Raw genomic sequence first — 9329 nt, 5'->3', positions numbered from 1 at the left:
TTCGAAGGCAACTTCGAATCCTACGAAAAGAACAAGATCGAGCGCCTTGGTGCGGACGCGGCCCGCCCGCACCGCGCCACCTACAAGAAGCTCACCCGTGACTAGGCTCTGAAATGTCCACCTGACACGAAGAATCCGAGCCCCGCACCATGTGTGCGGGGCTCGGTTCGTCCGGTGGCGCGCCGGTGGGTCTTCGCCGAAAGGTCCCCCAGTTGTCCAGGATCATCGAATTGGCCGAGCGGATCGTCTACCGGGCGAAACTCAAGTTCCTGGAGGAAGCCGCCCTGGCCGGCATCGCCGATGCCGAAGGTCTCGCCCTCGCGCCCCTCTGTCCGCCCTCCCGGGTGATCCAAGTCGTCTCCTACCACGGGCTGCACCTCGGAAGAGTGCGCCAGGAGCGGGAAGGGGGCTGGATCGCCGTCGTGAAGGGCGCGGCACATTCGACCGGCCCGTACGAAGACGCCCGGGCCGCGGCGGAATCCCTCTACGTGCAGTGCATCCTGACGCCCCCTCGCGAGATATCGCGGGAGGACTGAGCCCCGCCCGGCTCCGGGACGCTCAGGCATTCCCGAGCATCAGCGCCGCGTACGCCGCCGAGGCGAGCGTCATGTGGCGGTGCCACCCCTCGTAGGACCGGCCTTCGAAATCGCGCAGCCCGGCCTTCGCACCGGTACGTACGCTGTCGTGCTCGACCGACCGGGCCAGGACGGTCAGACGGTGCAGGTCGGCCGGGACCGCGCCGGGCATGGTGGTGACCCAGAACTCCGCCGCGTCGGGCTGCTCCTTGCGCCACTGCGCGAAGAGCGTCAGCCCCCGACCCGCACCGGCCGCCGACGGCAGCGCCACGCGCGCGGTGGCGGTCCGCATGCCGGGAGCGGGTTCCGCGTCGGACAGCCAAGGAGCCTGGCGCGCGGCCAGGATGCGTTCGGCCGGCAGCGTGAGCGTCTCGCTGAACCGCCCCGACGGGGTGAACGGCCGGAAGGACGCATCGGGCGAGAGCCGCACCACGGCGTGCACCCGCTCCACGGGCAACAGGTGCAGCAGCCCCGCCACGTCGCGCACGGGGCTGTCCCAGACCAGGGGCGCCGCGGGCAGTTCCGGCAGCGGGGCGCTTTCGTCCAGCTGTTCCGTGACGGGGTGCCGGCCGGACCTGGAGTGCGGTGCGGCCCTGCCGGCACCCGGGCTCAGGCTCCAGTCGATCGGCGTGTTCAGCTCCCGCCCGGCGTACCACAGACCGTGGGCCTGCTGACCGCTCTCCACCCGGCCGCTCTCGGGCACGAAACGCCGGTGCACACCGACCGAGCTGGTTCCCGTCTTGGGGATGAGCATGCGGCGGACGACCCAGGCCTCGGGCTGCGCACGGTCCGTCAGATGCTGCGCCAGCGCACGCCTGACGGGCTTCCAGTTCCACGGCGCGTTGCAGATGAAGTGGTGCAGCCGCTGGGCGGCGCTCTCGTCACCGAGGGAACGCGCGATGTTCTGGATGGACTTGCGTCCGGAAGCGGTGAGCAGGCCCCGCAGGTACTGCTCGCCCTTGACGTGGTGGTCGGCCCTGCGGAAGGAGGAGAACAGCTCCGCGCAGAGAGCCTCGATCAGTTCTTGCGCCGGGGCGGTCGTTCGGGTGTGCCGGGCTTCGGTGTGGAGCACGGACATGGTTCCCCCTGTGAGCTGGTCCGTAGCTGACCATCCAATAATACAGAACGCTCTCTATGTTTTGAGGGGAGGGGATTCCGCGGGCGGGGAACCTGCGACGGCGAACCCCGCCGGGGGCTCGCCTCAGGAAGTGCCGGCGGGCAGGAGCTCCGGTTCGCCCGGCCTCGCGACCCGGTAGATGCCGGCCAACACCTGCCAGGCCAAGGTGAGCTGCTGCCGCAGGCCGTGGCGCAGCGAGGTCTCACGGACCGACGGGTGCGTGTGGGCCGCGGCCTCCACCCCGGCGACGAGCAGGGAGACCAGGGCCTCGAAGTCCTTCGGGTCGGCCCCGAGCGTCCCTTCGGCCGCTGCCCGGGCGAGGAGCTGCCGGAGGGTGGGGATCCACACCGCGTTCCAGTCCTCGGAAGTGCTCGCGCCGTCCCGGGCGAGGCGGGCGGCCGCCCGGACGCCGGCCTCCTCCTCCAGCAGCTTCGCCAGCGTGTGCGTCAGGTCGATCGCCGCCTGCAGCGGAGGAACGCGCTGCTCGTGGATGTCCTGCAGCGCCGCGTTCGTCTTGGCCGCTCCCCAGGCCTGCACCACGGCCGCGAGTTCGTCCTTGGCGCCGAAGTGGAACGTCAGCGCGCCCATGGAGACCCCGGCCGCACTGCTGACACGGGACAGCGAAGTGCCCGCATAACCGTGCTTGTCGAATTCCGCCGAGGCCGCGGCAATGAGGGCACGCCGCGTCAGCTCAGCCCTGTCTTGCCTTGCCACAGATCGGAAGCTACCCGCGGGACCGTTCCGGGTGGAAGGAAAACCGGGATTTCGTGAAGACTTTGGCAGTATCTCGGCACCCACGGGACCGATATCGGCCCGCAACCCGCGCCGCCCCCGGCGCTACGCCTGCGCGGCGGCGGCGAGATGCGCCCGGTACCAGGCGGCGCAGTCGGCCAGCCGGGCCAGCGGACCGGGTCCCGCGGGGCACTGCGCGAGCCGCCAGATCTCCTCGCTGCGGTACCAGTGGTCGGTGGCGAGCAGGGCGAACTGACGCTCGCTCATCCTTCCCGGAGTCTCGCGCAGACGACGCAGGCACCGCTCCCAGGACCACTCCTCGGATACGGGCGGCAGTACGTCCGACGCCACGAGCTCCGCCAGCAGTTCCGCGCTCGGCACCGGCTCCGGATGGCTCGCGTGGTAGATCCCGGAGGCCACGGTCCGGGGCCCGGCCGCCAGCGCCGCGATCAGCCGGGCCAGGTCGGTGACGTCGACGACGGAGAGCCGCGCGGGCGCCTCACCCCACCGGGCCGGTACCCGTCGCCGGAGTTCGGCCAGCGCCGGGACCACCCACCGGTCGCCGGCTCCCTGGATCAGGCCGGGCCGCAGGACCACGCCGTCGGCCGCGAGGGCGTACGCCTCACCGGCGAGCCGGGTCCGGCTGGCCGGCGACACCGGCGCGGGGACGATCTCGTCCACGCCGATCCCGTCGTGCGGGCCGGGGCCGTAGACCGCCGAGGTGGACAGGTGGACGACGCGCCCTACACCCGCGCGCCGCGCCTCCCGCATCAGTGCCCGCGTGCCGTGGACGTTGACGGTCTCGCACTGCTCCTCGCTCCCGTCGATGCGCGACGCGAGGTGGACCATGGCGTCGGCGCCCTCGGCCAGCCCGTGCAGGGAATCCGGGTCCGCGAGGTCCGCGCAGACCCACTCCGCGGCCTGCGACCGCGGGCCCCGGCGCGCCGGGTCGCGCGTCAGCGCCCTTACGAGGACGGCGCGTTCGTCCCGCAGGGCGCGCAGGACCGCAGCGCCGACGAAGCCGGTCGCCCCGGTCAGCAGGATCCGGTACGGCATCACGCGGACTCCGCGGACTCCGCGGCCTCGTCGGCCGCCGCGGTCCTGTCGGCCTCCTTGGCCCCGCCGGCCCCCTCCCGGACGATGACCAGCTCGCCGAGCGCCTGCGGCGTGGCGATGGCCCGCAGCAGGTAGCGCCACATCAGGGCGATCTGCTCGGGCAGGTCCGCGTGCCCGGTGGAGATCTTGGACATGACCTGGGTACCGGTGAACGAGGCCACGAGGACGCGGGCGAACTGCCCCTCGTCCACCTCCGGAAGCAACTGGCCCATCTCGCGCGCGGTGCGCAGCTCCGCGGCGAACTGGTCGACCCAGTACTCGTAGACGGCGAACTCCCGCAGCCCGGACTCGCCCTGCTCGACGGCGAGCTTGACCCCGGCGCGCAGCAGCACGTTGCTCTGCAGCTCGGCCGCCAGGTACATGGTGCTGTCCAGCAGTTGCTGGAGTCCGGCCTCGCCCTCGGGGAAGGCGAGATCGGCCGCCTGCTCCAGGACCACTGCGCGGGCCAGGCCCTCCTTGGACTTGAAGTGGAAGTAGAGCGCTCCCGCGGTGGTGCCCGCCCGCTCGAGGATGCTGTTGATCCCCGCGCCGGAGTACCCGCACTCGTCGAACACCTGAGCGGCCGCACGCAAGATCGTCTCGCGCGTGCTCACCGCCCGGTCCTGCCGCACACGTGCCATGAAGGCTTGATCCTCAACTCGGTCGACAAATAAACAGAACGCCCTTTATGTTAGCCATCCCGCCGCATACTTGCAGCCTGACCAGGGAAGCTTTGACATGCCGCCGCACATGACCGCCATGCTCGACCGTCCGCTGCCCCTCGCCGTGCCCCAGGCGTACACGCACAAATCGAACCCCGGAGAGGTGCTCCTCGCCACCTGGTGGCAGACGGGCGCCGACGCCTACACGATAACCGCGCGCTGGCCCGCCTCCCACGGCTTCTACCGCGGCCGGAACGGGATGCACGACCCGCTCCTGCTGAGCGAAACGATCCGCCAGACGCTGCCCTTCCTCTCCCACGCCGCCTACGGGGTGCCCCTGGGCCACCAGTTGCTCTGGCAGACCTTCTCCTGGGAACTCTCCCCCGCCTCGCTGCGGGCGGACGGGTCGGACGCCGAGATCGAGCTGCGGATCTTCTGCAACGAGGTCACGTACCGCAGGGACCGCGCCGCATCGATAGCCATGGAGGTGGAAGCCGTACGCGACGGCCTCTTCCTCGGCACCGCGCGGACCCGCTTCACCATCCAGGACCCCGCCGTCTACCGGCGCCTGCGCGGCCCGTACGCCGACATCGCCGCGGCCAACGCGGCCGCCCTCCCGCCGGCCCGGCCGATGGCCCCGCACCGGGTCGGCCGCGAGAGCGCCGAGGACGTCGTCCTCTCCCCCACCGACCGCCCCGACGGCTGGGAGCTGCGCACCGACACCGCCCATCCCATCCTGTTCGACCACCCCGTGGACCACGTCCCGGGCATGCTGCTGATCGAAGCGGTGCGGCAGGCGGCGCAGGCGATGAGCTCACCGCGCGCCGTCGTACCCGTCGCCATGGACACGGTCTTCACCCGCTACGCCGAGTTCGACTCGCCCTGCAGCTTCCACGCCGAGCCGCTCGCCCCGGACACCCTGCGCGTCCACGCGCACCAGAACGACGCCCTGATCTTCTCCGCCGACGTAAAAGTCACAGACGCCCCCCGCCCCTGACCCACCCACAAAAAACCGCCCCCGCACCGGACCACAGCCCGGACGCACGGAGGCGGCTCATCACGCAAGCAACTCAGCCGCCCTTGCCGGCCGGATCCAGACTGGCGACGCACTCCACGTGGTGCGTCATCGGGAACGGCGTGACGAGCTGGGACCGCACCTGTTTCAGTGCGGCGTGCACGCGCCGGGCTTCCGTAGGTGCCGGGCGAACGCCGACGAGCCCCGCTCCCGACGGAACGGCGTCTGGCCCAGGGTCCCGCTCCACGGGCGCCTCCGACCCCGCTGGGCGCGCATTCCCGGCCCGCGGGGTACGCCGGCGCTTCCCGGCATTCCCCGCCGATTCGCCCTCCCGCCGGATTCGAGGAAACGCGAGTGGGGCGGGAGGTGGTAACCCTACGATGAATTCCATGAGTGCGCTGATCTTCTTCCTGTCGCTCGGCACAGTCTGTCGCGTCACGCGATTCATCACCAAGGACGCCCTCGCTGCGGGGTTCCGCTCCCGGGTCGCCGACCATTTCGGCGAAGACTCCCACCCGGCGTATCTGATCACCTGCGGATGGTGCGTCAGCATCTGGGTAGCGGGCGCCGTTACCACGCTCGCCCACTGGGCCGGAGGGGAAACGTGGTTCCAGGCGGGCGCCATGACACTCACCATTTCCTACCTCGCCGGCCTGGCGGCCAACTGGCTTGACTGACGGCCGCATGGGGGGGAATCCACAATCATCGCCGCCCCGCATAAATATGACTATATGGCGGCGAGTGTCAGCGTGCGATGCCCGGGGATAAAAGGTAAAGGGAACGAGCCGGGGGCTCGGTCCTGCCCCGGAATTCCCCCGGCCCTTCCCCCCTTGACCGGCCGCCGGAGCGGCCGAACAGAAGGAGGAAGACCATGGCATGCAACTGCGGACGCACCGGCCGGTCCACGCTCGTCTACCGGCTGGTCCTCCCCAACGGGGTCACGCGCGACTACCCCACGCGGCAGGAGGCCGACGCCGCCAACAGGAGGGCGGGCGGGCGCGGTTCCATCACGGCGGTCCGCAAGTAGGCCCGCCGTCAGCACCGGGAAGCGGCCGGCATCCGTGGACACGCGTCCGCGGGGGCGCCACGGACACGTACGGGTCATACACCGCACCGCACCGCACCACCGCGCCGGTGACACGGCGCGGACCCCGGTGGGCATCCGGCCCCCACTCCGGCGGACCACCGGAGGAGCGATGCCCCCGCCAGCAGCCTCTCGGCATACCGAACAGCCGGTGTACCGAGGGGCTGCTGCGTGCCGTGGCACACCCCGGGATTCTGGATGCCGCGGAGGAACACCGGGGTTCGTCTCGGCGTGAAATCCTCTCCTTTCCGCCTGCGAGTCCACCGGACCGTCCCGGGAGCGCGAGTGCGCCCCGACGCAGCCCGGTTGCGCACCCAGGAAGACGACGGAATAGGGAAACCTTTTTCCTCCACGCACCCGGTAAGACGACGAAATAGGGAAACCTTTTTCCTTCGTGCACCCGGGAAGGCGACGGAAAAGGGAAACCTTTTTCCTCCGCAGCCCGGTTGCGCGCCCGGGAAGACGGCGGAAAAGGGAAACCTTTTTTCCCTCGGAAAAGTGCGCCAAGGCGCCGCGCGATTCGGGTTTACCGCCTCTCGCGCGCCTGAGTGCGCTGAGCCGGACGAGTGGTGTTTCCTTCACCCGTCTAGCCCAAGGCCCCACTCGGAATGCCTACTGCTGATATCAGCAGGTGATGTGCCCCGACTCCGCGTGGACAAGGGCTCTTACCGGAACGCCGCACCAGATCTTTCGCATACGTTCCGCGCTCCGCCCCACGCCACACGGGCGAAGGCACATCACCTGCTTTCGTGGGTCATCCGAAAAGGAGCCATACCATGGCCAGTTCGATCACCACCGTGACCTCGGCACCGGATCCATCCGTCTTCGGCCAGGCGGTCACCTTCACCGCCACCGTCCAGCCGGAACTCGCCGGCGGCCCCACCCTGACCGGCAGCGTCGAGTTCATCGTCGACGGCGTGTCCGTCACAACAGTGCCGCTCGACATGAGCGGCCAGGCACAGTACGTGACCAGCGATCTGGAGGTCGGTCTCCACGGGGTGGAGGCCAACTACTCGGGCGACGCCGAGTACGACCCGTCCACGGGCGCGGACACCCAGGAGGTCACCCTCGCGAACACCACCACCACGCTGGCCTTCGACCCAGAACCCTCGGTCTGCGGCGAGACGGTGACCTTCACCGCCCAGGTGACCCCCGTTCCGCCGGGCGCGGGAACCCCCACCGGGCTGGTGTCCTTCATCGTCAGCGACGACGGTCCGGTGCTGACCGCCCCCCTGGACGTGAACGGGCAGGCGCAGGTCAGCATCAGCAACCTGGACGTCGGCTTCCACCAGGCAGCCGCCTTCTACACCGGCGACGCGGACTTCAACGGGTCGAACTCCCCCCTGACGCTGCACGTCGTCAACCAAGCGCCCGTCTCGGTCGACGTCTCGGTTGACCCCAACCCGTCGGTGTGCGGCGAGACGGTGACGCTCTGCGTCACCGTGGCGCCGGTCTCCTCGGGCGTCGGCAACCCGTCGGGCTCGGTGACGTTCACCGGTCCCGGCGGGCTCAACGAGACGGTGTCGCTGGACGCGGGCGGCATGGCATGCGTCACCACGACCGTGTTGGAGACCGGCACGGTCACCGTCTCCTACGGTGGCGACGAGTGCTACGCAAGCGCGACCGGGACCTTCGACGTGACGGTCAACCAGGCATCGAGCACGGTGTCGGTGACGGTCGACCCCAACCCCTCGGTGTGCGGCGAGACCGTGACCGTCTGCGCCACCGTCACCGCGGTCGCACCCGGCAGCGGCACCCCCACAGGAACCGTCACCTTCACCGGCCCCGGGCTGAACGAAACCGTGACCCTGGGCGCCAGCGGCACGGCATGCGTCACCACGACCACGCTGGAGACCGGCACGGTCACCGTCACCTACAGCGGGGACACGTGTTTCACCGGCTCGACCGGGACCTTCGACGTGACGGTCAACCAGGCATCGAGCACGGTGTCGGTGACGGTCGACCCCAACCCCTCGGTGTGCGGCGAGACCGTGACCGTCTGCGCCACCGTCACCGCGGTCGCACCCGGCAGCGGCACCCCCACAGGAACCGTCACCTTCACCGGCCCCGGGCTGAACGAAACCGTGACCCTGGGCGCCAGCGGCACGGCATGCGTCACCACGACCACGCTGGAGACCGGCACGGTCACCGTCACCTACAGCGGGGACACGTGTTTCACCGGCTCGACCGGGACCTTCGACGTGACGGTCAACCAGGCATCGAGCACGGTGTCGGTGACGGTCGACCCCAACCCCTCGGTATGCGGCCAGACCGTGACCGTCTGCGCCACCGTCACCGCAGTGGCACCCGGCAGCGGCACCCCCACCGGAACCGTCACCTTCACCGGCCCCGGCGGACTGAACGAAACCGTGACCCTAGACGCAGGCGGCACGGCATGCGTCACCACGACCACGCTGGAGACCGGCACGGTCACAGCCGTCTACAACGGCGACGGATGCCTCTCCTCATCGACCGGCACCGCGCCGGTGACCGTCAACCAGGCGTCGAGCACGGTGTCGGTGACGGTCGACCCCAACCCCTCGGTATGCGGCCAGACCGTGACCGTCTGCGCCACCGTCACCGCAGTGGCACCCGGCAGCGGCACCCCCACCGGAACCGTCACCTTCACCGGCCCCGGCGGACTGAACGAAACCGTGACCCTGGACGCCGGCGGCACGGCATGCGTCACCACGACCACGCTGGAGACCGGCACGGTCACCGTCACCTACAGCGGGAACACCTGCTTCCTGCCGTCGACGGGCTCACTGGACGTGACCGTCAACCAGGCGGCCAGCACGGTGTCGGTGACGGTCGACCCCAACCCCTCGGTATGCGGCGAGACCGTGACCGTCTGCGCCACGGTCACCGCAGTGGCACCCGGCAGCGGCACCCCCACCGGAACCGTCACCTTCACCGGCCCCGGCGGACTGAACGAAACCGTGACCCTAGACGCGGGCGGCACGGCATGCGTCACCACGACCACGCTGGAGACCGGCACGGTCACCGTCACCTACAGCGGGAACACCTGCTTCCTGCCGTCGACGGGCTC

Annotated in this window: 9 protein-coding genes; 5 read left to right on the top strand and 4 right to left on the bottom strand. The window is 70.2% G+C overall.

Annotated features, from left to right (window positions below; genetic code table 11):
* Positions 1-212 precede the first annotated feature (212 nt).
* Complete coding sequence (locus tag K7B10_RS40515; RefSeq protein WP_229346066.1) at positions 213-536, top strand: hypothetical protein; 324 nt, start codon at positions 213-215, stop codon at positions 534-536.
* Between the two features lie 22 nt (positions 537-558).
* Here the strand turns inward: K7B10_RS40515 and K7B10_RS40510 are convergent, their stop codons facing one another.
* The 4 genes from K7B10_RS40510 to K7B10_RS40495 all read right to left on the bottom strand — a co-directional run bounded on the left by K7B10_RS40510 (position 559) and on the right by K7B10_RS40495 (position 4160).
* Positions 559-1653, bottom strand: coding sequence for an IS701 family transposase (locus K7B10_RS40510; protein ID WP_229346064.1), 1095 nt, complete (start codon positions 1651-1653; stop codon positions 559-561).
* 123 nt (positions 1654-1776) lie between these two features.
* Positions 1777-2406, bottom strand: a complete 630-nt coding sequence (locus tag K7B10_RS40505) for a TetR family transcriptional regulator (RefSeq protein ID WP_229346062.1) — start codon at positions 2404-2406, stop codon at positions 1777-1779.
* A 123-nt stretch (positions 2407-2529) separates the two neighbouring features.
* Positions 2530-3480 (bottom strand): NAD-dependent epimerase/dehydratase family protein, encoded by a 951-nt coding sequence (locus K7B10_RS40500; RefSeq protein WP_229346061.1) that lies wholly within the window; start codon positions 3478-3480, stop codon positions 2530-2532.
* Positions 3480-4160 (bottom strand): ScbR family autoregulator-binding transcription factor, encoded by a 681-nt coding sequence (locus K7B10_RS40495; RefSeq protein ID WP_229346060.1) that lies wholly within the window; start codon positions 4158-4160, stop codon positions 3480-3482. The genes K7B10_RS40500 and K7B10_RS40495 overlap by 1 nt, the downstream gene beginning before the upstream one ends.
* 97 nt (positions 4161-4257) lie before the next feature.
* Between K7B10_RS40495 and K7B10_RS40490 the strand changes: the two genes are divergently transcribed.
* From K7B10_RS40490 to K7B10_RS40475, 4 genes are all read left to right on the top strand, one after another.
* Complete coding sequence (locus K7B10_RS40490; protein WP_229346059.1) at positions 4258-5178, top strand: ScbA/BarX family gamma-butyrolactone biosynthesis protein; 921 nt, start codon at positions 4258-4260, stop codon at positions 5176-5178.
* Positions 5179-5585: 407 nt separating this feature from the next.
* Entirely contained in the window at positions 5586-5873 is a 288-nt protein-coding gene (locus K7B10_RS40485; protein WP_229346058.1) for a hypothetical protein, read from the top strand.
* A 194-nt stretch (positions 5874-6067) separates the two neighbouring features.
* Complete coding sequence (locus K7B10_RS40480; protein ID WP_229346057.1) at positions 6068-6223, top strand: DUF7196 family protein; 156 nt, start codon at positions 6068-6070, stop codon at positions 6221-6223.
* Between the two features lie 833 nt (positions 6224-7056).
* On the top strand, positions 7057-9329 hold a 2273-nt coding region (locus K7B10_RS40475), incomplete at its 3' end, for an Ig-like domain-containing protein (protein ID WP_229346055.1).

Source organism: Streptomyces flavotricini (genome assembly GCF_020639365.1).
GTDB classification, from domain to species: domain Bacteria; phylum Actinomycetota; class Actinomycetes; order Streptomycetales; family Streptomycetaceae; genus Streptomyces; species Streptomyces flavotricini.
This window is presented reverse-complemented; position numbering and strand designations above follow the sequence as displayed.